The 23,366-nt window shown below is 66.5% G+C and carries 15 protein-coding genes; 6 read left to right on the plus strand and 9 right to left on the minus strand.

Features of this window, described 5'->3' with window-relative positions; translation table 11 throughout:
* Window positions 1-2,520, minus strand: coding sequence for a serine/threonine-protein kinase (locus DB30_RS08820; RefSeq protein ID WP_052547760.1), 2,520 nt, complete (start codon window positions 2,518-2,520; stop codon window positions 1-3).
* Between the two features lie 180 nt (window positions 2,521-2,700).
* The gene (locus DB30_RS08825; RefSeq protein ID WP_052547762.1) at window positions 2,701-4,593 is read right to left on the minus strand and encodes an FHIPEP family type III secretion protein; all 1,893 of its coding nucleotides are present in this window, start codon (window positions 4,591-4,593) and stop codon (window positions 2,701-2,703) included.
* Window positions 4,594-4,683: 90 nt separating this feature from the next.
* On the opposite strand from DB30_RS08825, the gene DB30_RS08830 reads away from it, so the two are divergent.
* A complete protein-coding gene (locus tag DB30_RS08830) occupies window positions 4,684-5,226 on the plus strand; it encodes a peroxiredoxin (RefSeq protein WP_052547764.1) in 543 nt (180 codons plus the stop codon).
* Window positions 5,227-5,484: 258 nt separating this feature from the next.
* On the opposite strand, the gene DB30_RS08835 is transcribed toward DB30_RS08830, so the two are convergent.
* The 6 genes from DB30_RS08835 to DB30_RS08860 form a co-directional block, all read right to left on the minus strand.
* Window positions 5,485-6,156: an alpha/beta hydrolase gene (locus DB30_RS08835; protein ID WP_146658327.1), complete on the minus strand. Its 672-nt coding sequence runs from the start codon at window positions 6,154-6,156 to the stop codon at window positions 5,485-5,487.
* A 9-nt stretch (window positions 6,157-6,165) separates the two neighbouring features.
* Window positions 6,166-6,537, minus strand: coding sequence for an RNA-binding S4 domain-containing protein (locus DB30_RS08840; RefSeq protein ID WP_052547766.1), 372 nt, complete (start codon window positions 6,535-6,537; stop codon window positions 6,166-6,168).
* Window positions 6,538-6,785: 248 nt separating this feature from the next.
* Window positions 6,786-7,589 carry a DUF3800 domain-containing protein gene (locus DB30_RS08845; protein ID WP_165703674.1) on the minus strand — a complete coding sequence of 268 codons (804 nt, stop codon included), beginning with the start codon at window positions 7,587-7,589 and terminating at the stop codon, window positions 6,786-6,788.
* Window positions 7,590-7,629: 40 nt separating this feature from the next.
* Window positions 7,630-8,172, minus strand: a complete 543-nt coding sequence (locus DB30_RS08850) for a hypothetical protein (protein ID WP_052547768.1) — start codon at window positions 8,170-8,172, stop codon at window positions 7,630-7,632.
* A gap of 56 nt (window positions 8,173-8,228) precedes the next feature.
* Window positions 8,229-9,491, minus strand: a complete 1,263-nt coding sequence (locus DB30_RS08855; RefSeq protein ID WP_052547770.1) for a glycosyltransferase — start codon at window positions 9,489-9,491, stop codon at window positions 8,229-8,231.
* Window positions 9,488-10,093, minus strand: a complete 606-nt coding sequence (locus tag DB30_RS08860; RefSeq protein ID WP_146658329.1) for a hypothetical protein — start codon at window positions 10,091-10,093, stop codon at window positions 9,488-9,490. Before DB30_RS08860 ends, DB30_RS08855 begins: the two co-directional genes overlap by 4 nt.
* A 513-nt stretch (window positions 10,094-10,606) precedes the next feature.
* Here DB30_RS08860 and DB30_RS08865 point away from each other — a divergent pair.
* On the plus strand, window positions 10,607-11,095 hold the full coding sequence (locus DB30_RS08865; protein WP_052547774.1) for a sugar dehydrogenase complex small subunit: 489 nt from the start codon (window positions 10,607-10,609) through the stop codon (window positions 11,093-11,095).
* Between the two features lie 19 nt (window positions 11,096-11,114).
* Complete coding sequence (locus tag DB30_RS08870) at window positions 11,115-12,737, plus strand: GMC family oxidoreductase (RefSeq protein ID WP_052547776.1); 1,623 nt, start codon at window positions 11,115-11,117, stop codon at window positions 12,735-12,737.
* A 153-nt stretch (window positions 12,738-12,890) separates the two neighbouring features.
* Here the strand turns inward: DB30_RS08870 and DB30_RS08875 are convergent, their stop codons facing one another.
* Complete coding sequence (locus DB30_RS08875) at window positions 12,891-16,181, minus strand: efflux RND transporter permease subunit (protein ID WP_146658331.1); 3,291 nt, start codon at window positions 16,179-16,181, stop codon at window positions 12,891-12,893.
* A gap of 262 nt (window positions 16,182-16,443) precedes the next feature.
* On the opposite strand from DB30_RS08875, the gene DB30_RS08880 reads away from it, so the two are divergent.
* From DB30_RS08880 to larAH, 3 genes are all read left to right on the plus strand, one after another.
* The gene (locus DB30_RS08880) at window positions 16,444-17,724 is read left to right on the plus strand and encodes a tetratricopeptide repeat protein (protein WP_052547780.1); all 1,281 of its coding nucleotides are present in this window, start codon (window positions 16,444-16,446) and stop codon (window positions 17,722-17,724) included.
* Between the two features lie 3,393 nt (window positions 17,725-21,117).
* The gene (locus DB30_RS08885) at window positions 21,118-21,777 is read left to right on the plus strand and encodes an HAD family hydrolase (RefSeq protein WP_052547839.1); all 660 of its coding nucleotides are present in this window, start codon (window positions 21,118-21,120) and stop codon (window positions 21,775-21,777) included.
* Window positions 21,778-21,786: 9 nt separating this feature from the next.
* Entirely contained in the window at window positions 21,787-23,364 is a 1,578-nt protein-coding gene (gene larAH / locus DB30_RS08890) for an NPN-dependent hydroxyacid isomerase, LarAH14/15/16 family (RefSeq protein WP_052547786.1), read from the plus strand.
* Window positions 23,365-23,366 lie beyond the last annotated feature (2 nt).

Raw genomic sequence — 23,366 nt, forward strand, 5'->3', positions numbered from 1 at the left:
CTAGCCGCCGATCTTGGCTTGGGCCTTGGCGATGCGCGCGTCGGCCTTCGAGGACCCGTAGTCCTTCGCTTTTTTGTACTCGTCGAGCGCGTCCCGATAGCGCAGCACCGAGTAGTACGCGTCGCCCAGGCTGATGCGATAGTCGCTGTTCTTGGGTGCGGCCTTGACGGCCTTCTCTGCGTAGAGCACGGCCTTTTGGCTCGAGCCCGTGTCAAAGTAGACGTCGGACAGCCCCATCAGCGCCGTCCCGTTGCGCTGGTCGTAGGAGATCGCCTGGTTGAACAGGTCCTTGGCCTGCTCGCGCTTGCCGGCTCGCAGTGCGGCCATGCCCTGCTGCGCGAGGGCGTCGGCCTTTGCGGGATCACGCGTGTTGTTGCCCAGCTTCTCGTTGTTGCCACTCTTGGGCCGGCGTCCGTTGGACCGCTTGTCGGACTTGTCCTGTTCGCCCGTGTCGAGCTCGCCGTCGGTGTCGCCCGCTTCGAGCTCGCCCGTGTCTTCATCGGGACCATCGGTCTGCGGCTGCGGCTGCGGCAGGGTAGGCGGCGCGGGTACGTTGGTGACCGCGATCCCGGCGCCGCGGGCGGCCTCGAGCGCGCGGCTCTGGATCAGCAGTGAACCCGGCCCGCGATCGTCTTTTTTGCTGGCTTCGAGCTCCATGGCGAGGAGCTCCTCGGCCTTCTTTCCAGCGAGCTCTTTGTCATCTTCGGCGAACACGTCCAGCCAGCGCGCGGCCGCGAGCTCGGCCTCGGTGAACTCGCCTCGGGCTGCGCGATCCTGGAAGTCGGCCAGCAGCGCGGGCGTGAGGCCCGAGCGCTCGAACGCCTCTTTGTCCTCGGGATCGAACAGCAGCGCCATCGTGTAGTACTCGCGCGCGAAGCCCTGACCGCCGGGGCTGTCCCAGTAGCGATCGCCCAGCTTGTTGAGCGTGGCCCCAAACTCCGTGCGCAGCTCCTCGGCGCGCTCGTCACCGGCGGCGTCGGCGGTGCCCTCGAGCCCCTCGAGCTCCTGGATCTTGGTGTACGCCGTGGGGGCGGTGGGCTCGTCCGCGGGCGGGTGCAGCCACTGGGTCTTGGACGCGGCGTCGCGCGCCTCGTTGGTGATCGCTTCGATCTGGCTGACCTCTTCGTCCGTGGGCTTGCCGCCCACGAGCGCCCACGTCACGCCCACGCCGATCAGCAAGGCCGAGACCCCAGCGACCAGCGGCCACAGCCAACGGTTGCCTTGCTGGATGATGATCGCGTTGGGGTTGGGCATGCCGGCGAGCAGCCGCTCGCGGCGCTCGGGCTCGACATCGGGGAGCGGAAGGTCGTCCCACGGGGTGGTCAGGCCGGCCGCGATCTGGGCCTCGCACAGCGCGGCCTCGAGGTCGTCCATGGTTGCCCAGCGCTGCTCGGGATCCTTGGCCAGGCAGCGCATGATGACGTCGGCGAGCTGCGTGGGGATCTCGCGGTCGGGCCGGCACTCCACCAGCGGCTTGGGCTCCTCGTAGAGCTGCTGGTGGAGCAGCTCTTGGATGTTCTCTGCGAGGAAGGGCGGATAGCCAACGAGCAGCTCGTAGGCCATGCAACCGGCCGCGTAAATATCCAGCCGGCCGTCGAACTTGACCCCGGTGATCTGCTCGGGCGCCATGTAGTGCGGCGTTCCGGCGATCGTGTTGCCCTCGTCTTTGTTGGCGGCGAGCATCGCCGAGATCCCGAAGTCGACGATCTTGACGACCTCGCGGGTCTCGTCCTGAACGAGGATGATGTTCTCTGGCTTGATGTCGCGGTGAACGATGCCGGCCTTGTGCGCGACCGACAGGCCCTTGCAGATCTGCCGCATCAGGCCGATCAAGCGGGGCGGCTCGATCCAGTCTTCTTCTGTTGGCGGGACCAGATCCCCGCCGGGGATCAGCTCCATGCAGAAGAACAGGCGGCCGTCCGAGAGCTCACCAAAGTCGTAGATATCTACGATGTTCTTTGAGCCGATCCGGCTGGCTGCCCGCGCTTCGTCGCGGAACACCTGGGCCATGTTGGGCTCTTGCGAGAGGTCGAAGCGGAGGATCTTGAGCGCGACCTTGCGATCGATGTCGATGTGCTCGGCCTCGTAGACGACCCCCATGCCGCCTTCGCCGAGCCAACGGATGATCCGGTAGCGGGTCCCGGGCACGACCTTGCCTGGGATCAGGCGAATGCGAGGCTGATCGGCGCCGGGCTCGGCCAGGCCCTCTGTGCCCGCCATATGGGTGTGCTTGTAGCGGGACTCTTGGAAGTCTTCTGCGGTGGCGCGGGCCTCGGCGGCTGGGCGCGGGCTCTGAACGCCTGGATCGGTGGGCCCATAGCCGGCCGCGGACGGGGGCGATGGTGGAACGTTTGGGATCGTGGCGGCGGCGGCGGCCTGCTCGGCGCGGAGGTCATCCCGAGATTTTTGCAGCTGAGCGGGAGCGGGCGCGCGCGCCGGCGGAGGGACGGTGCCCACGCCGACAATGGTTCGGTTGGGGGGCTTGGGGGCCTTGGGGGGCAACGGCGCACGCTCGGGCATGGCGGGGATAGTCGGGGGTTTTTGCATCGACAAGGCGCCCTCGAGAGCGGTCGAGTTCAAGCGAGTGTGCCCCGATTCTTACACGTTTTCGGCCGCCCTGCGACCGTAGCCAGTTCAGCCCCGCCCCGCGAGTGGAGCTGCGCCGAGCGAGCAGCCCGTGACTCGCCTAACGCGGTTCGGTCAGTCCACGTCCACGCGGGCACTGGCGGGTGTGGCGAGGCCGGCGAGCGCGAGCTCGCCAATCGACAGCACCGGCACGTGGGGTCGCGCGCCAGCTAGCAAACAGGCGAAGGCCGGGCGCGCGTGGCTGCTGCATAGCAACAACACCGGCCGGTCGCTCGTGCCCGCGCAGATCCGAGCGACCACTCGCCCACGCTCGGCGTCCGTGAGACTCAGCGAGAGTCCTCGCGTGCCATGGTGCGCGCGGGCCAAGATTGCATCCTCGAGGTCGACCGTTGGCCGGAGCCAGCGCGGCTCACCAAGCTGGGCCGCGCCGTCACACAGGTCGCGGACCCAGTGGTCGGCGAGGGCTTCGCGGGCGTGCTCCGGCCACTGACGGCGCTCGGCGGGATCATGAAACACGCGCTCTTCGGCGAGCGCCTGCAGCAGCGCGTCGATGCTGGGCATCGGGATCCGCTCGCGCACGAACGCACGCACGATCACCAGCACGTCGACGGGCTCGACCACGCGCATGGCCTGCCGGATCAGCGCGGGGTGGCGGCGCCGCGCGGCCTCGAGCTCGGCCTCGATCGCCTGCAGGGTCACGAGTCGGGGTGCGCTGTCCATCAGCACCTGAAAGCAGCCAAGCACCAGGGCGTCGTCGCGCCCGCTCGCGCTGTGTGAGGCGGACGGAAGCTCGGCTTGACGACCGCGACCCAAGACCCGCTCGCCCAGGCGCAGCTCGAGCTGTTCGGGCCCGAGCGCAGACTGGGGCCCGGCCGGGCTCAACACCAGGCGAGGCACGCTGATCGCCAACGCGGCCTCACAGCGGCTGCGCAGCTCGGCGAGATCATGGGAGATCGAGGCCCGCGCCGCCTCGTCAAAGCTGGCGTGTACGCGGATCTCCGGCTCGCCAACCGGCTGCTTGCGGTCGAGTCCACGCGCCGAGATCCACAGCGCGACCGCGACCAGCCCGACAGCCGTGGTCACGAACGCGAGCGCTGGCATCCCGGGGATCGCCGCGAGCAAGCCCAGCAACAGCGCCGGGACCAGCAACATCGCCGGCTCGAGCCAAGCCGCGCGCGCGTGGCCGCCCACCCGATCGACCCGGGCGACCAACAGAGCGGCCGCCAGCGCGATCAACAGCGCGGGCAGCTGCGCGAGCAGCCCGTCCCCGATCGCCAGCGTGCCGTAGAGCGACAGGCTCTCGCCCACGCCCCGACCCGCACGCACCCCTCCAACCGCGATCCCGCCGACCAGGTTGATCGCCGTGATCAGCAAGCCGACGACCGCGTCGCCCTTGACCCATCGCATCACCCCGTCCATCCGCGCGAAGAATTCCGAGCGCTCGCTCAGCGCCGCGCGACGGACCTGGGCCTCGCGCGGGCTGATCGTCCCGGCCCGCAGATCCGCGTCGATCGCCGCTTGCTGGCCCGGCATCCCGTCGAGCGCGAACCGAGCCGCGACCTCGGCCACGCGCTCGGCCCCGCGGGCGATCACGAAGTACTGGATCGCCGTAATCACCGCGAACATCACCGCGCCGACCAGCAGATCGCCGCGCACGACCAAGCCCGCGAACGCGTCGATCACCTGGCCCGCGTCGGCCTGCGAGAGGATCAACCGCGTGGTCGAGACATTGAGCGCCAGCCGATACAAGGTCAGCAGCAACACCAAGCTTGGGAACGCCAGAAACTCCGCGGCCCGACGCACCCGCAGGCCCGCGACCAGCAGCACCACCGCCGCCGCCAGGCTCAGCGACAGCAACAAGTCGACGATCCCCGTGGGCAGCGGGACCAGCAAGCACAGCAGCAGCGCGATCACGACCGCCGCTGGCGCCAGCCCAGGGAGCTCGCGGGCGAGCGAGCGAGTCGCAGCCGCGAACGCGACAAAACCCGAAGAGCGAGGCCCAGACACCGCAGGCGAGGCTAGCAGCCAGCGCTTGGATCTCTGTGTTTTTGGCGGATCCGCTTGCGGCTCGGCTGGGCATCGGCCATAGCGGAGCTGATGCGCCGTCTCGCCTCGCCCCTCGCCCTCCTGCTCTCGTGTATCGCAGTGCCTGTTGTCAGCGGTGGCTGCGGTGAGACCACGCGACCCGACGGCGGCGCGGGCCACCTGGAGATCGGCGCGCAGGCGCCCGCGCTCGAGACCGTCGCCCACGATGGCACCAAGCTGAAATTGGGCAGCCTCGAAAAGCCCGCCGTCGTCTACTTCTACCCGGCAGACGACACGCCGGGTTGTACGAAAGAGGCCTGCGCGTTCCGGGACATCTGGACCGAGTACCAAGCCGCGGGCGTCATGATCATTGGGGTCTCAACGCAGGACGCCGCGTCGCACCAAGAATTTGCAGAGAAGCACGAGCTCCCGTTTCCGCTGGTCGCCGACACGGACAAGCAGTGGGCGACCGGGTTTGGCGTGGGCTTGCGGGGGGGCTACGCGGAGCGGGTCAGCTTCTTGCTCGATAGCGCGGGGAAGATCGTCAAGGTCTACCCGGGGGTCGATCCAGGCGTACACGCCCGCGAGGTGCTCGACGACGCCAGCAAGCTGTGAGCGGCGGCGGGCCGACCGCTCGGAACGTCAGGCCTGAAATGGGCGCTATCCGGGGGAAGAGGCTTCCGCTATTTCGGTGTGCACGTGCGTTCTCGTGCTGAAATTACTCGATTTTTATCCAATCGGGCACCAGATGAGCTTCCGCTATTGCGGATCATCGCTTCCGCTATCGAGCCGGGCCAACCAGCGATCGGTGAGGCGGAACTTGGCGCACGCGCTTGGCGCACGCGCTTGGCGCACGCGCTTGGCGCACGCGCCTCAATCCAGCCGCGCGTGCAGGAACCGCGCGAGCTCGGCCAGCTCCTCCGGGCACACGGCGTGCTGCATGGGGTAGTCGAACCACTGCGTCGGCCGCTCGGGGCTCAACGCTTTGACCTGATCATACCCCGCCTTGCCAAGCCACATTGGCACCATTGGGTCTTGGCTCCCATGACAAAACAACATCGGCGTATTCGCGTTAACGGCCGACTGCTCCGCGGCGACCTTGTCCGTCATGAGCAGGTACGCGCTCAGCACGATCACGCCCGCCAGTGGCTCATGCCAGCGCAGTCCCACGTGCAGCGCCATCGCGCCGCCCTGCGAGAAGCCGACCACCACGATCTTCTCGCTTGGGACCCCGCGATCTCGCTCGCGCTGGATCAGCGCCTCGACCTGCGCCTGCGACTTGCGGATGTCGGACTCGGACTCGCGCACGCCCTTGAAGTCGACCGACAAGATGTCGTACCAGGCCCGCATCACGAACCCGCCGTTGATCGTCACGGGCCGGCGGTCTGCGTGGGGCAGGATGAAGCGGACGCTCGGCAGCCCCAGCAGCGGCGGGATCGACTCGAAGTCGTGGCCGTCGGCGCCCAGGCCATGCAGCCAGATCACCGAGGCCTTGGCCGCGTCACCCTTGGGTCCGATTTCGATGCACTCGAGCAGGTCACTCACGGCGCATGTCTACCACCCCCGCAGCTTCCGGAGGTCGCGCAAGTTCCTCTTGGTCGGGCGCCCGGCTCCGCGCTCGCGGACGCCGTCGTTGATCCGCTCTTCGGGCGGCGGCGGGGGCGGCGTGTGATCCAGGTACAAGGTCAGCGCGAACGAAGCCGGGCCGCGGCGATCCCCCAGCGCGACGACCTCGAGCTTGCGCGGGCCGCCGGGCGTCACCACATCCAGCAGGTCACCCGGCTTGACCGTCTTGCTGGCCTTGGCCGACTCGCCGCCAACTTTCACGTGACCGGCCCCGCACGCGGTCGAGGCCGCCGAGCGGGTCTTGAACATCCGCGCGGCCCACAGCCACTTGTCGATGCGGACGGAGGTGAGCTCTGCCATCTGGAGCAGTATCCCGCGACTTGCGGCGGTGCACAAACGACGGCGTGATGTTCGCGGCCCGAACTCCGACCCAGAACCCGGTCCGGAGGCTGGTCCACAGCGCGGAGCGGTCCTCGTGATCTGGCCGAGAGCAGGTGCACAGACCGACCTTGCCGCGCAAGAGGTGGCGTGCCAGACTCTGCTTGGGTCTAACCCACGAGGTCTTCCTTTGAAGGCTGCCCTGAGGCCGAAGGCGAGAGCCAACGGCTTCAGTCTTTTTTGATGATCGAGTCGAAACAGGAGTACTTGATCCCCGTCTCGTTGCTGTCTTCAACGTGCTGATCGACGAGCCGTGACGCCGCCTTCAGGCTGGCAAACGGAGCGTAGCCCACGTCGTAGCCCCCTTGACAGATTGGATACAGAAAGAGATCCGCGATCTGCATCATTGGGGAGGTCTTGGTCTTCATCTTGAAGTCGTAGAGTGTGTCTGCGAGTTCGCTCGGCCCGAGCGGCCCATACTTGGAAGCGTTGACGCGATCAAAGGGGTGACCCGCGGCTTTGAGCTCGTCGAAGTACTCTCGCATGCGGCGGTCGGTCTTGGGGTCAGAACGTTCGACGAAGACGTTGAGCTTGTGACCTCGATCTCGCGCAAACTTACTCGCTCGCTCTACGCCGATCATGAAAGACGTGCGGCAGAGTGACCACTTTTGAGAGCCGTATTTCTCATGATAACGCGCGTGGTATCCCCGTCGGTCAACCACGCACGCCAGCCCAAGTACGGGCATGGTCAGCAGCGTCTCCTGGAGATCTGACAAGAATTGGTTGCGTGTCTCGATCGGCTCGAGCCAACGAAAGTTCTTCTTGCGAAACCGAATTTCCTCGGAGTGCAGCGGCGCCCTAATACCCCACTTGCTGCACAGTTCCCTGTGCATGTGTCGGCAGCGATCTTCGTCTCGCTGACGAACGAGAATGCCACCCAAGGCAAACCAGTCAGGTCTTCCACCGTCCCTGAATTGGCGATCAGGGTGTCGGGTCCCGGAGTCGTCGACGTAGAAGTTGTAGGTGGCGACCACAGTCCGGGACCCTACCAGCGTTGACGCCAAGGCAAAAGTCTCAGCTACAGGGATCGAGCGCCTCGACGCTGTTGGCCGCACCGACGCAATCGACTTGGGCCTGCCACGCGTCGGGATCGGCGATCAGGCGCTCGAACGCAGCCGTGCCGACGCACTTGTCCATGATCGCGGCGAACTCGGGCTCGCTGGACGCCTCGAAGCCGCCGTCGATCGCGTTGTTCGTGATGATGCCGAGCACGTGCTCGCACAGCTCGCGGGCCTGTGCGTCCGGACCGATCGAGCAGCTGGCCAGCTCATCGGCGAGCGTCGCTGCGCGGACGCACTCCGCCGCGCGCTCGAACGCCTGCTCACCGACGGCGGCGCGCTGGGCTTGAAGCTCGGGCACGCACGCGGTCGCGGCTTCGGGCGACGCGGCGACGGACGACGCGCGACCGGGCGGCTCCTCGCTGTCGCTCAGAATCCAGATGTGCTCGCACAGCGACGCTTCGACCGATGGCGCGCTGGCCGCGGGCGTGTCGGGCGTGTCCGACGGTGGAGCCGCCGCGCACCCAAGCAGGGCCAGGACGATGACGAGTGTCGACAATTGCGAAATCGAGTGTTGGCCCACGCCGGACTCATATGCCGGGCGTGGCTGAGCGGTCAAGCGTGGTCGATGAAGAGGCGCTCGAGGATCTCCACACACGCGGCCACGCCGTCTTCTTCGCGCAGGCCATCGCGGAGCTTCGCAACGCGAGCTCGGTAGCGGGGCTCGAGCACTGCATGCAACGCGGCCGCCAAGCTGCGGCCGGACAGCTTGGCTGGCTCGATCGGCTCGGGTGAGGCGCGTAGATCCGCCAGCCGCCGCGCCCAGAATCGCTGGTCGTAGTCGATCGGCACCAGCACGGCGGGACACCCAGCTAGCAGCGCAGCGGTCGTGGTCCCGGCGCCCGCATGGTGGACAGCTGCAGCGACGCGCGGGAACAACCACCGGTGCGAGACCGACTCGACCACGTGCACGTCTGGCCCAAGCTCGTCACCCGGCGCGAGACCACCCCAACCGGTAGCAAGGACACCGCGCCGTCCAACCCGTCGCAGCGCCGTCAAGGTCGCGCGTGTAAACCGTGCCCCGTCGCCGTGGGTCATGCTGCCAAACCCGACGTAGATCGGCGGCGTGCCGCCCTCGACAAACGTCTGCAGCGCGGGCTCTGGCGCGTCGCTCTGCGCTTGGGTCAACAGCAAGGGGCCGACCATGTGCACGCGCGCGTCCCAGTCGGCCGGGCGCGCGACGAGGTGCGGCGACACGCCGATCAGCATCGCGTGGGTATGCGCCCAGCGGTGCTCGAGCAGATCCCGGCGCGGCACCGGCCGCAGACCAAGGCTCGAGCTTCGCCACGAGTTGATCACGTGGCCAGTGGTCTGGACCATGAGCTGCTGCTCGACCGTGAACGTCGCCCGATTCCAGGTTGGATGGACCGACAGCCGCCGCCGCACGAACAGTGGATTGACGAACGCACTGGTCGCCACACCCGGCACGAACGCGAGCGCAGCACAGGGTACACCCATGGCCTCGGCCACGTGGTAGGCCGCGAACGCCAGACCGGTGTGCACGATCAGCTCCGCGCCCTCGCAAGCCTCGATGAACTGGGGCAGGTAGCCCGCGAGCAATCGCTGATAGACGGCCCAAAACAACGCACGACCCCCAACGCCCGCGTGGCTGGGCGTGCGCGGTGAGGCCGTCCGGAACCGACTTGGCAGCTCGCCAAGCGAGACAAACGCCAACTCGTGACCCTCGACGACCTCACGAAAGGGCGCGAGCGCGGCGACTCGCGGTGTCCAGCCGGCCGCCCGCAGCCCCAGCGCGAGGGCGATGCATGGCTCGACATCGCCGCGCGAGCCAACCGCGAGCAGCGTCACGCGCTTCATGACTGCCGAGCCTTGCGGCGGCGCCAAGGCGCGGCGACGAAGTTGTCGATGAAGCTCGCGCAGTAGGTCCCGACCAGGCGCGCGCGCGTGAATGCATAGACGAAGATCACATTGTCGCTCGTCGTCGAAGGCCCCTCGTAGACCAGCTCGGGATCGAGCGCTCGGTACCAACGATCCAGCTTGTTCTCGTAGCCCGAACCCAGGATCACGCTGCGCCCCCGCGTCACGCAGTCCGCGATGATGCGTGGCCACACCAACAGCGCGAACGCAGTGTGGCCAATCCCGTCGCGCCAGATCAGGTTGAGCTCACACACGTCGCTCAGGTCGACGTCGCGGGACCACGCCTCGCGCTGTGGCTCGGGGACCACGCTCAACAGCACCAGCGTGGGTCCATCGTTGACGACATAGCCACCCACGAGCTCGCCGTGAGCGTCGAACACCCCCACGATCCGGGTGCAGTGGGCAATACGCTCGACCGGCGGATTGAGCGTGAAGGCCCCTTGCGAGCGGCGCTCGAGCTGCGCGCAGAATCCATCGAGGAAGCGCTGGTGCTCGGATCGTGAGCACAATTCTCGAAACGAGTACAACGGCAAGCGCGGCATGCTGCTCAGCATATCGCCCCACGGCACACGCGTAGCCAAGGCCGGCTTTGCAGAGCTTCCAACTGGCTGATGTACCCTCAACCAGGCTTCCCGCGGTTCGCCGCGCCCGCGAGCAGCCGGGCTCGTCGAGGATCGCGCGGGCGGGTTCACCCTCGCCCCCAAGGGCACTAGTGCCGGAACGCTACCACCCGGTCGACACGCGAAGCTCCGGCAGTTCTTGCTGACGCCAACTCACGGAGGCGATGTCCATGCCGAGGTCTACATGCCCGACGGTCTGAGGCGGAGCCTCGCTAGAGCGCCTCGAACCGGACGGGGATCCCCTCTTCGCTCACTCCAGCGCGGTCTTCCTCGCGCAATGAGATCGGGACCACAAAACTCGCCTCGATGGATTTGAGAGGCATGCTCATTGGGTCGAGATCGGATATGCGCGCGCCAGAGATTTCGCCCCATGCCCCGGGCCCAGGAGCCCGTGGTGCGCTGCATCGCGCCGCCTCGAGTGGCCGACGCGATGCGTTGCACCACAGGGTCCTGGGTCGGCGGTCGTTCCTCGTCAGCCTTGCTGGGGGGCCCGCGTGTCTGGCTCTCTCTGCTTGTAGCGATCCAAGCGCAGCGCTTGACGCAGGTGAGCGGTTCTACCTGCTCTCGCAGCTGCTCACGGGCTTTGAGGAGCTCGACGAGATCCACGCCGAGCTCTACCGCAGCAGCGTCGAGGCCGACGCCGAGTGGGCTGCTGCGCTCGAGCAACTCTATGAAGCCGGCGGCTTTCATGCGAGTCCGCCCAAGGATCTCGACGAACTCGAGGCCAGCGGCGCGCTCGAGCTCGCGCCCGAGGTCGCCGATCAGATCACCATGATGTGGTACTCGGGGATCTACGTCGCGGCCGGCGGTGGGCTGCAGGTGGCGACTCACCTCGACGCGCTGAGCTGGCGCGCGCTGAACACCAACCCGCCCAGTCAATGCGGCGGGCCGCTTGGGTTCTGGAGCGCGGCGCCAAGCGTGTGATCACAGAAGGACCCTCAATATGCCTGAGCAAAGAGACGCGGACGTGATCATCGTTGGGTGTGGTGTCGCTGGCATGACGGCGGCCCACCGGCTCGCAGAGGCTGGGATCAGCGTCATCGCTCTCGACGCCGGACCTCGGGTCGATCGCAATGAGGCGCTCCGGACCTATCGCAGTGCGCTGGTCAAGAACCCCGAGTCGCCGTTCCCCAACACCAAGCACGCGCCCTACCCGACGGTCCTCGACACTGGCGCTGACGCCTACTATGTCCAAGACGGGCCCGACCTGTTCAAGAGCACGTATCTGCGCCTCGTCGGCGGCACGACCTGGCATTGGCTGGGCACAGCGATCCGCCTGCTCCCCAGCGACTTTAGGCTCAACACCGAGTTTGGCGTTGGCGTCAATTGGCCGATCAGCTACGAAGACCTCGAGCCGTGGTACGTGGCGGCCGAGGCCGTGCTCGGGGTCGCGGGATCCGGCGATCTAGGCTCGCCCCGCAGCGCGGAGTACCCAATGCAGCCGATCCCGCTGAGCTACTCGGATCTGCAGATTACGCAGGCGATCGCGGGCCTGGGCCACGAGGTCACGATCACCGCCCAAGCCCGCAATACCAAAGAGTACGACGGCCGCCCGGCTTGCTGCGGCGCCGCCTCGTGCATCCCGCTGTGCCCGATCGTCGCTCGCTATGAGGCCGCGGTCCACGTGGCCAAGGCCGAGGCCGTCGGCGTCGAGATCATCGACAACGCCGTCGCTCACGAGATCGAGCTTGACGGAGACGGCCTGGTCTCGGCGATCGTCGCCCGGCGCCCGGGCGCCGACACGCTGCGCGTCACGGGCCGGCTCTACGTGCTCGCGGCCCACGCGATCGAGACGGCCAAGCTGTTGTTGATGTCGCGCAGCGACGCGGTCCCCGAGGGCGTGGCAAACCAAAGTGATCAGGTCGGCCGCAACCTCATGGATCACCCGATTCAGCTGAGCTGGGCCGTGTCCGGTCGGGCGCTTGGCCAGTACCGCGGACCGCTGTCCACCGCGGGGATCGACGACACGAGGGCGCTGGCCAGCCGTGACGCGCGCGCGGCGTTTCGGGTCGAGTTTGGCAACGATGGCTGGACCTGGCCCGCTGGCGGACCGGCGCAGCGCGTACCCACGCTGCTCGCAGCGGGCCTGCGCGGCTCGGCGCTGGCGACCGCGTTGGCCGAGCGCAGCTCCCGAGAGCTGCGCCTGTCGAGCATGACTGAACAGCTCCCCGACCCAAGCAACCGCGTCGTCCCCGACTTTGACAACCTCGACAGCTTTGGCCTACCGCGGCCGCGGATCACCTACTCAATCGATAGCTACACACGCGGCGGCCTGACCGACGCCCGCGCCGTCCACGGTCAGATCTTCGCGGCCCTCGAGGCCGACGAGATCCAACACCGCGACGACTTCGAGGGTGCAGGCCATGTCATGGGTACGTACCGGATGGGCGCCGATCCGGCGATGTCGGTGGTCGACGTCCAGCTGCGCGCGCACCAGCACCCAAACCTGTTCATGCTCGGTAGCGGCGTGTTCCCAACGGGCGGCACGGCCAACCCCACCTTGACGATCGTCGCCTTGGCGCTGCGGGCTGCAGCGACGATCATCGATGACTTGCCGAATTGGTAGGCGAGGGGCGGCGGCCTACCCAAGCACAGCCCTCTGCACGTCGCCGAACAGCTGCAGTCTGGCGCCTCGCCAATTCAGCGGCCTACGCCGACCGAGAACGACGCCCGGACCTGCTGCTGGCTGTGAGACCAAGCAAGGCGCGTGAGCCCAAGCTCACGCGCCGCGGCGCCTCGTGATCTTGCGCCAGACCCTGCGGGAGGTCAGCGAGAAATTCTCGACCAGCACATACGCAGAGGGCAGAAACACCAGCGTCATCATCGTGCTCGTGGCCAGCCCGGCCGCGATGATGATCGCAATCGAGTGATAGTAGACCCCCGCCAAGGTTGGGTGGTGCAGCAGCATCGGGATCAGCCCAAAGATCGTGGTGATCGCCGTCATCAACACCGGCCGCAGCCGGTCGCGGCCGGCCTGGGCCAGCGCCTCGTCGCGGGTCACGCCTTGCGCACGCAATTGCGTGACCTTGTCAATTAGCATGATCCCGTTATTGACAATGATCCCGATCAGGATGAACAGCCCGATCATCGCAACCAGATCAAAGGTCGTCTTGGTCGCCCACATCGCCCACGGCGCGCCAAAGCAGCCCAGCAATCCAGTTGCCAGGATCGCGCCGGGCTGCAAGAAGCTCTCGAACAGCGAGGCCATGACCGCGTAGACCAGGATCAGGCACAGACCCAGGTTGATCGCCAGCTGGACCATCTCGCCCTCGTCGCGGCCCCAGCGGGTGCGCTCACCAAACGAGTAGCCCTCGGGCAGCACGAAGCCCTGCTTGGCCTGCTCGATCGCTGCGTTGTTGGCGTCGGCGTCGGCCGAGAAGAACCGAATTTTCATGCGCAGCTCGGTCTGGCGATCGACCCGCTGGACCCACCAGGGGCTGCGCGACAGCTCGATCGTCCCCAGCGTGGCCAGCGGAACCTCGCGCGCGCCGCCAGCGGTTGGCTGCGGCAGCGGAATGCGTAGATCCTCGAGATCCGCCAGATCCGGCCCAGTGTCGCCGGGCTTTGCAGAAGGTTGCTCGTGCAGCCGCCCGGTTGACAAGCGCAGCTCGACCTCGCCCTCTGGGCCGCGAATGCTGCCAAGCGGTACCCCCTGAAACGCGAGCGAGACCATCTGCGCGACGTCGCTGGCGCGCAGGCCCAGGCGGCGCAGACGATCGATGTCCAGCTGAATGTGCAGCTCTTGATTGCCCTCGTTGAACGGCCCGGTGATCGTGTCGTAGCCGCCGGCTTCGGGATCGTCGGCGCTGCCCTTTGGCAGCCGCTTGGCCAGGTGATCCGCAAATTTCTCGGACTGCTCGAACAGCGTCGCCATGTCCTCGCCGCGCAGCACGAATTGCACCTCCCGTGGATCCCGATCCCGCATCCACCAGCCGTCGCGCTCGCCCACGTGGTAGCGCACGCCAGGTTGCTCGGGCAGCGCGTCGCTCAGGCGCTGCTTGAAGTCCGACAGCTGCTGCTCGGACTCGATCTCGGTGCCGGGAAACGCGTCGCACCAGGCCCCCCAGTCACGAAAGCGGCAGGTCAGCGTGTCGACGCCGATCGCCTCTTTGTCGGCGAGCAGGGCCTTCTCGGCGACCATCACCCGGGCCTCGACCTCCTCGACGTCGCGGCTGCCGGTCAGCTCGAGCCGGATCGGCATCGAGACCATCTTTTCGTCCATGCCCATGTCAACCTGCATGTTCATGGCCGGATACACGGCCGAGGCACACAGCGTGAGCCCCACGCCCAGGATCAGGCGCGGGTGCCCGATCGTCCACGATACAAACCGAGCGTAGAGCCGCGCGACCGGCTCGAGCAAGTAGTTGCGGGTGCGCTTGTAGTCTGACGCTGGCGACTCACCATCATCGGACTTGCCGAGCCCGCGCAGCCCCAGGCTTGGCAATTTCATCGACATCAGCAGCGGCACCGCCAGCTGCGAGACCAGCAAGCTCGCGACCAGGGCGGTCACGAAGGTCGCCCCCAGCGGCCGCATGAACGTGTACATGTTCCCGCCGCCGCCGCCGCCCACGATCATTGGCAGGAACACGATCACGCTCGACATCGTCGAGGCCACGGTCGCCAGCCCAACCTCGCGTGCGCCCTGCTTGGCGGCCTCGAACCGGGTCGCGCCCCGCTGCAGGTGCAGCTGGATCGACTCCACGATCACCACCGCGTTGTCGATCAACATGCCCACGCACAGCACCAGCGCGAGCAACACGATGCAGTTGAGTTCGCCGCCCCGTAAAAACAGCACGCCGCAGGCCGCCAGCACGCTCAGCGGGATACACACAGCGGCCGTCAAGGTCGTGCGCCAGCGGTGCAAGAACCCAAACAGCACGATGATGCCGATCAGCCCGCCGTAGATCCCGGTGTCGCGCAGGTCGCCCAGCGTGGCCAGGATCATCGTGCCTTGGTCTTCAAACACCGCGACGTCGATCCCACCTAGGCTGGGGTCTCCGCGCAGCCCATCGACGACCTCGCGGACTTGGGCCGACACGTCGACTGGGCTCGCGCCTGCGTCGGCGAACACCTCGAGGTTGATCGCCGGGCGCCCGTTGAGGCGGCTGCCGCGGCGCTGCTCTTTGGGGTGCATGCCGACCCGCGCGACCTCGCCGACCCGCGCGAACGATGTGCCTGCGCTGGTGGCAGTGGTGCTCGCCGCGTCGGCTTCGGCGTCGAGGGTGAGCATGTCGGGCTCGAGCTCGCCGGTCGCGGACCCGCGCTCGATCGGGAGCGCGGCGAAGTGCTCGGCCTCCGCCGGGGCCCCGGGGCTGCGCAGGCCCGTGTCGTGGCTGCTGCGACGCAGGCTGCCCAAGCTGCGACCGCGCTGGGTCTGGCGGACCGCGTCGCCAACGTCACCCAGCGCGATCCCCTGGCTGCGCGCCGCGTCGAGATCCAGCGCGACCTCGAGCTCGTGTGGCTCCACGCCCTCGAGCTCGATCGACGCCACGCCTTCGATGCGCTCGATCGCCCGGACCACGCGGCGCTCGATCAGGTAGTACTCCCCGTCCAGTTCCTTGTCGCTGGCGATCCGCACCCGCATGATCGGCTCGTCGGCCGAGCCCTGCGAAGAGCTCAATTCAATGGTCTGGATCGTGTCGGGCAGGGAAGCGCGCGCCCGATCGATGCGCTCGCGCAGCTCGAGCTTGCGCGCGTCGATGTCCGTGCCCGCCTGAAACTCGAGGTCCATGCGCACGCCCCAGGACCCGCTCGAGACCCGGATCGTGTCGAGCTCGCGGACACCTGCCAGCGCCTCTTCGAGCGGACGGATGACCTCGCGCTCGAGCAGCTCTGGCGAGGTGGTCGTGAGGTTGACGCGCACGCGCACGCGCGAGGCCGACTCGGCCGGCAAGAACGCGAGGGGCAGCTGGACCATCGCGATGGTCCCAAGCAGGAACACCGCGACTAACAGCATCGCGACCGTGACAGGCCGCGCGAGGGCCAGGTCGGACAGGCTCCAGCTCCGCACGCGGGAAAGCTACCCTGTACGGGCCGCGGGTCCCAGCCCGGGTAACGCTGAGTGTTCGAGGTCTGGGCGGGGTGCTGGTAGAGTTGTCCAGATGCGCAGACGAGGGTGTTTTCAGCTCGGGCGAGGGCTTCTCGTCCACTCGCGGACACCTCCGTCGCGCGAAGTGCTTGGGAGCGGTTTGGTGATCGCGGCGGTGTTGCGGGTCAGCCCGACGCAGGTTGCGCCGCGAGCCCGCCCGCAACATCGTGCAGCAGGAGCGGCGATGCGCGTCGGTCTCGTCGTCGCGCTGAGCTCGGCGCTGGGCTGTCACCCGCCCCTCGACGTTAGCGCGGCGCCGTCGCCAACTTCCACGTATCCACTCGATGGCCCGACGGACCCGGCCTCGCTGCACCATCGAGCCGCGCAACTGCGGGCGCGCGTCGAAGGTTCGCCCGCCGACGCGGACCTTCGTGTCGCGCTCGCGGAGGTCGAGTTCAGGCTCGGCGATCTCGATCACATGGAGGCCGACGCCCGGCGTGCGGTCGAGCTGCTTCTGAACCCAACCAGCGCCGACTTGCTCGCGGTCGCTCTGCTCGCGCGGGGTGACATGGCCGGGGCCCAAGCGATCTTGCGAGATAGCATCGAAGGCTGCACGAGCGGGGACATGTGCGCCGTCGACGGTGCGGGGGCCAGCCTCCTGTGGCTTTCCTTCTTGGATCTCGACTTCAGCACGGTTGCCGAGGTGTGTCACAGCGCGGTCCGTTCGGGCATCACCGTGGAGGGCGCGGCTCGAGTTGCGTGCGAGCTGGGCTCGAAGTGGGTCACGGGCAGCCACGCGTTCGCGCTGGCTTCGTCGGGCACGGCGGCGCTCGAGGTGGGGCCGCGCCCCCATGAGTGGACGACAACCGCGTGGGTCAACGACACTCAGCTGCGTGTCGGGGTGGGTCCGAATGATGTGTTCTCGGGAGGCGGGCCCGCCCTCGCTCGCGCGCTCGGGGTCTCGGAGCCCACGAAGTCGGAGGATGGCGTGACCTGGATTCCCGAACTCAGGCTGGGGACCATCACCCTGCGAGACGTGCCGGTTGTGCTCGCCGCCGGGGTCCCGGATGATGAGATCCAGCTCGCTCTGGGCACCCAGGTGCTCCGTCAGCTTCCGATGCTCGAGTTCGACTTTGTTGGCCACACCCTCACGATCGGCGAGCGCGAGCCCCCGAGTGAGGGGCCCGTACCGATGCGGTGGGTGGATCGAGGGCTCTTGACCATCCCGCTCGCTCGCCTCGAGGTCGAGGGGCGACCGCTCTGGTTGAGCCTCGACACCGCATCCGAGCAGCAACTGTCCCTCGATAGTCACGAATTTGGCGAGCTGGTAAATGACACCCGCGTGAGCGCGGCGCTCGAGCTCACCTGGTCCGACCACGCGCTCGAGGTCGAGGCGGTGGCGACGACCCTGCGCCCGTTTACTGACGATGACTTTTTCCCGCGCGGTGGGCTTGGACGACCGCTGTTGTCGACGTTGACTCTGACGATGTATCCGCGCGCCGGCTTGATCGAGATCTGCGAATGACACCTCGGCGAGCAGCGCGTCCGCCTGTGTGCTGTGAATTGCACCAGCCGGTTGCCCTCATGCATCAGCTCTCACGGCGGGCCAAATTCGCCGCGATTGCTGGAGGGCAGCGCCGTAATGTGGCACTCCGACGGCGCCTCGGTGCCGTGGTCTACCCACCGGTCCTTCCGAGGATTCCGAGAAACAAGTTGACACGAGCTCGTCGTGCGTGGGAAACAGGCTTCATGAGATCGCCCCTCTTCACTCTGACGGCGCTCCTTACAGTCTTCGCGGCGGGCACTGGCTGCCCTGACTACGACTCCAGGCTGGACGATGCGATTCGGCAATACGTGGACCAACGTGAGGCTGAGGTTCAGGCTGGCTGTGAATGCTATCAGCTGTTTCTGAACCCGAACGACCCGGAGAGCGGTATGTTCACCTCTGAGACGGAGTGCCTGACCACTCTTGGCCAGCCTCCGGACGACGATGTCATCAACTGCATGAAGTCCGTGCTAGACTCGAGTGGTTCCGCTACGGCGGACAGCGTTGATGTCGTCCAGTGCTACACACAGACGATTGCAACGATGACAGATTGCTACACACAAAACGCCGGAACATGCTCGCAGTCGGCGTGTTTGAGTGACGTGGCCGCTCCTGACGAATGCCGAGGAGAGCTTTCGCCTGCAGAGGCCGAAAGTCTCTACTATTGCGCCGTTCAATGAGTGCGCTGGTCATCAGCTCTTTCCTCCCGCATCCGTGCGTCAAAATTCGCGAAACCGCCATGTTCCACAAGTCGACACTCAGGCTCGCAGGCTGTCTTTCAATTTGGTTGCCCGTAGCATCGGCCTGCTCGGACACCGAGGGCCTGCCAGTGGCTCCCTGCAACGATGACGGGGGCACCGTCGGCGGAGAAACCGAGGTTGGTGGTGCGGCTTCAGATTATCCCGAATTCGAGGTTTCGGCGGGCCTGAGGCCGACGGGCCCAGCCGATGAACTGCGTCCCGCCCTGCCAAAACTCGAAGAATGGATGGAGGCGCCGGGGCTCGACGGATTCTATCGATATGCCACTGTTCACGAACTGCGTCGACTTCACTGGCCCGAACACACCCTAGTCCTCGCCACGCCCTTCGGAATCCTCGAGAAGGGAGAGGGGGCTGCGACAGATCGAGCCTGGATAGAACTACCCACCTGGGAGGCGGCCCGGGAAGGCTGGGAGAGAGACAACCAGAATCAAGTCACTTTCGAACGGCACGTAGTCGGATAGAAAACGGAAAGAACTATGCTCTGATGGGAGGAGGAGACCTCTGCACGGAGCTTGGCGAAACGTGGATGGTGACCTTCGCGGATTGGGCTCTGCAGGCCTCCGAATTGCTCAATGATGTACGGCCGAGCGAGAATGACGCGGTTCATTACCGTATATTTTCGTGCTGGGTATTTGAAGATCACGAGGCGTTCTCGAGCTGCCAACACGGCATCCAGTACCTAAACGGGGAAGCTGTGGGGGCGGGCGAACCTGTTTGTCCACCAGGCATGGAGGACTATCCATATCAGCCCTCGGAAAACGATCCCAACCCGGGTCTTCTGCTCTTTGGTGAGGCGACGGACGGCGCCTGGCGCGATCTTGCGCTCAATACGATAGCTTTGGGCCCCTATGCGGAACCCGTCAACGGCACGGGGTTCTTGACAAACAACTCAACCCAGACGTGCGTTGCGACATTCTGCCAACCCGAGGCAGGCCTGGCGTCAGTGTCTCCATTTGGCAAGGTCTGGGACTGGGGGCGCTTTGTGGTGACCGATTCGAACCCATATGACTGGGTCACGTTGGCTCACGAGACGGGGCACACTCTGGGGATGGTTCATGATGATTATCCTAGCGGGTTCATGAACGTCGATGATCCCGGATCGCTCCCCGGACTCGGGATATCGGCGGACGTTATGGCTCCGGGATTCGACAACGAGCTAACATTGGATGGAGCCTTTGCTAGCAAACATTCATACCCGCGTTCCTCAGGGTGGTACTGGACGGGATGTTACGATGTTGACCATGTGTGTGCGCCTTTGGGGAAGCCGGGGTGGTCCTGCAAGGAGGCCTGGTGTGAGCCGAATTGAGCGTCGGTATGAAGCAATGTGCGAGTGCGGCGAACTTTGGCCGGTCCAGGGCAGGGGGGGGAAGCTGGTGATCTGACCGAAGTTCCGCGGTAGTGTTCTGGTAGTCTTGCTGGCCAGCGGGGCCCGATCAGCCGCGGCCACCGTCGTCTCGTACGAGCGAGCGCTGCTCGAGTTCAACACGGACCCCGGGCAGCGCCTGTTCCGCGGCCCCTACCTCGACGTTCGTCTGCCGTTACGCCGCGCGGCCGCAGACGGGCACGGCCGATCCCGAGTCGCTCGACTCGGAGGCTTACGCCGCGCCCAGGCGAGCCTGTGGCTGGGCACCGCGCCGAGCGAGGCGCCTTGGCTGGCGGACGGGCTCGAGCCGTTTCGCACTGGCAGGCGGCGATCGAGCCCAACGCGGCGCAGCGTGGGCGCGCGGCGGCGACCTGCTGCCGTCGGGCCCGGCCTAGGTCGAGTGCATGGCGGTGATGGAACAGGGCAAGCCGCAAATCTGGCGTGGCCCGATCCGCGTTCCGTCGGAATGCTCGAGCTTCGGTGATCCAGCTTTGCCGCAGCTCGTCGGACCTTCTTGCAGTACGCCCGGGAAGACCGAAGCCCGGCCTGCGAGTGAGCTGGGCTACGCGCGATTCGAACGCTCGTGTGCTCGGTTGTCGCGTGTCGACGGCGCGCTACGATCGAAGGATGGCGTTGCTTCTGCTTCCACTCTTCATGCCCCTGTTGCTGCTAGGGTGGATTCTGACGCCACGCGAAGAACGTGAGCTTCGCTTGCTGGAGTCGCGTCGCGAACAAGCCTTCGGTCGCAGCTGGGGCGTCCTGTATGGGCGGGTCCCGCCGCTGATGCTGCGCGGTGAACCAGCCCGCCCGGAAATTTCATAGTTGGTGCTGTCGGGGCTTGGCCGCGTGAAGTGAACCGTCGTCGCAGATCCGGCCGTCCCGCGCACTATGCGACGCGGACGTGCGTTGAGGGGGTCCGCAAGTGTCTTCAGCTCGGCCGAGGGCGACTGGTTCACCGAGGGCAGCGAACGATCTCGCACGCGCGGAGAACAGCCGTGGCTAGCGTCCAGCGGTCCAGTCCGCAGAGGCGTCCGCAAGCCGCCGAGCAGCCTCGCCCGAGCGGAGAACACACCGCGCAGGTGAGTTCGCACCTGGGTCCGGATGCGCGACGAGACGCGCACTAGACCCAGCCTCGCAACCGGGGTAACCAGCCGCACTCGAATGGATCTGTCGGGCATTCACGCAAGGGCGTGATCACGGCAGCATCCCGGGCGCACGCGAGCCGTGTACGCCGACGAGGTCCCCCCAATGACCGCGAGCTACTTCGACGTCGACGGAACCCTGGTCAGTAGCAACCTGATGCACACGGCCGTCTGGTACATGGCCAACGACATCAACCCGCTGCGCTCGGCCAAGCAGCTTGGCCGGCTACTTCTGCGCGCGCCACAGTTGCTGGTCGCGGAGCTGACCGATCGCCGGGCCTTCAACGAGCTGCTGTTCGAGGCGTTCCGCGGGACCCCCGAGGATCGCCTGCACGTGCTCGCCGACGAGGCCTTCGAGTGGTGCATGCGCTCCAACATCTACGACGGCGCCCGCGACATCGTCTCGCGCGCCAAAGATCTCGGTCACGAGGTCGTGTTCGTGTCTGGCGCGCTCGACTTCCTGCTCGCGCGCCTGGCCACCGAGCTGGGCGCCGATCACTACGTTGGCAACCGGCTCGAGATCCACGACGGCCAGGCGACCGGCAAGCTGCTGCGCCCGGTCGTTGCTGGGCCCAACAAGTCGCGGCTGATCGCCAACCATGCCCGCGACAACGGCCACGAGCTGGCCGAGTGCTTTGGCTACTCCGACTCCTACTCCGACGTGCCGATGCTCTCGGTCGTCGGCCGCCCCGCGGTGATCAACCCCGATCCCAAGCTCTTGCGACTGGCCCGAACCTACCAGTGGCCAATCATCGAGCTCACCTGAGACAGCTTCATGACCAGCCCGAACATCGTCTACCTCGACAAGCACAGCGCCCCGCGCGTGCAGTTTTGCGGTGACAACCTGATCGAGGTCGACCTCCCGGTCGGCACGCGCTGCATCTACCCCAAGCCGCCGCTCGAGCCGATCAAGGATCTCGACGCCGCGATCCGCTACGCGATCACCCACCCGTACGGCTGCGAGCCGCTCTACGCCAAGCTGCGTCCGGGCATGAAGGTCGTGATCGCGCTCGACGACATCTCGCTGCCGCTGCCGCCGATGCGGACCCCCGACGCGCGCGAGCGGGTGCTCACGATCGTGCTCGAGATGCTCGCCGATCACGGCGTGGAAGACATCGAGCTGATCATCGCGCTCGCCTACCACCGGCGCCTCAGCGACGCCGAGGTCGAGCGCATGGTCGGCAAGAGGATCTTCGATCGCTTCTGGCCCGATCGCCTGTACCACCACGACGCGGAAGACGCCGACGCGATGCTCGAGCTCGGGACCACGCCCGAGGGCGACGTCGTCGAGCTCAGCCGCGCCGCCGTCGAAGCCGACCTGGTGATCTACTGCAACATCAACCTGGTCCCGATGGACGGCGGCCACAAGTCCGTGGGCGTGGGCCTGTGCGGCGGCAAGACCTTGGCCGCCCACCACAACCCCTACGTGACCCGCGAGACCGCCAGCTACATGCAGCCGGAGAAGTCCCACATGCAGGGGATCTTCGACCGCATCGGGCGCTTGGTGAACGAGAAGGTCGATATCTTCCATATCGAGACCACGCTCAACAACCGGATGTTCGACCGGAACCTGGACTTCCTGGGCAAGAACCCAGACGAGTACACGACCCGGGAGAAGCTAGCGCTGCGCGCCGTGCTGTTCGCGCTGGACAAGTGCCCGGCCGGTCTGCGTGAAGAGATCTTCACCCGCTACCCCGCGCCCTACGGTGTGACCGGGGTGTTCGCGGGCGCGACCGAGCCCACCCACAAGCGCACAATTGCCAAGTGCTACGAGCAATATTGCGTCGAGGTTGACGGCCAGGCCGACATTCAGGTCACGGGAATCCCGTACATCTCGCCCTACAACGTGCACGCGTTCTTGAACCCGCTGCTGGTTCAGGTCATGGCCCAGGGCTACCTGCACAACCTGCATCGCAACAAGCCGCTGCTCAAGCAGGGCGGCACGCTGATCATCACGCACCCGTGCAGCGATCGCTTTGACCACGATCAGCACGCCAGCTACGTGGAGTTCTTTCACAAGCTGCTGCCCCAGACCCGCGACGCGATCGAGCTGCACAAGCGTTTCGAGAAGGAGTTCTCGCGCAACCCCGCGTACATTCGCATGTACCGGACCGGGATCGCCTATCACCCCAATCACCCATTTTACATGTGGTACTGGGGCGAGCGTGGCCGCGCCTGGCAGGGCCGCTGCATCGTCGTGGGCGCGGACAACGAGTACGTACCCGAGATCCTGGGCTACGAGACCGCCCCGAACATGACCGAGGCGATCCGCATGGCCAAAGAGACGGCCCCCCGGGATCCGCAGATCACCAGCATCAACTTTGCACCGATCATGATGACCGACGTGCGCTGAGG

This window comes from Enhygromyxa salina (assembly GCF_000737335.2).
GTDB lineage: Bacteria > Myxococcota_A > Polyangia > Nannocystales > Nannocystaceae > Plesiocystis > Plesiocystis salina_C.